Genomic DNA, 836 nt, shown 5'->3' on the forward strand with positions numbered 1-836 from the left:
GGGTGTCCGTCGCGGGGCCGCCCGACGAGGCGACCGGCTCCTCCACCCGGCTGATCGACTGGGTCGGCAGGCTGGACGGCATCGCCCAGTCCGTGGACCAGCGGGTGAAGATGGCCGGCTGGATGGAGACGTTCGCGGAGCGCGGCGGCCAGCTCGTGGTGCACGGCGCGGCCGTGTCGGACCTCGACTACTTCTCCCGCGCCTACGACCTGGTGATGGTCGCCGCGGGCAAGGGCGAGCTGGTCTCGATGTTCGGCCGGGACGCCAGTCGCTCGCCGTACGAGACCCCGCAGCGGGCGCTGTCCGTCGCGTACGTGCACGGCATGGGCCCGCGCCCCGAGCACCCCGAGTTCGACGCGGTGCGCTGCAACGTGGTGCCCGGCGTCGGCGAACTGTTCGTGATGCCGACGCTGACGCTCTCCGGCCGCGCCGACATCCTCTTCTGGGAGGGCATCCCCGGCGGTCCGCTCGACGCCTTCCAGGGCATCAAGGACCCGAACGAGCACCTGGCCCTGACGCTGGAGCTGCTGAAGAGGTTCACGCCGTGGGAGTACGCGCGCTCCACCGCCGTCGAGCTGACGGACGCGCGCGGCACGCTCGCCGGCCGGTACGCGCCGACCGTGCGGCAGCCGGTGGGACACCTGCCGTCGGGCGGCGTGGTGCTCGGCGTCGCCGACGTCGTGGTCGCCAACGACCCGATCACCGGCCAGGGCTCCAACTCCGCGAGCAAGTGCGCCGCCTCCTACCTCGCCTCCATCCTGGAGCGCGGCGACGAGCCGTTCGACGCCGCGTGGATGCGGGCGACGTTCGACCGGTACTGGCAGACGGCGCAGTAC

The 836-nt window shown here is 72.7% G+C and carries 1 protein-coding gene; it reads left to right on the forward strand.

Going from position 1 to position 836, the window contains the following annotated elements; translation table 11 throughout:
* The coding region (locus tag KUM32_RS39000; RefSeq protein ID WP_217146512.1) for a styrene monooxygenase/indole monooxygenase family protein at nt 1-836 on the forward strand (836 nt) is incomplete at both ends.

Source organism: Streptomyces sp. AC627_RSS907 (assembly GCF_019049165.1).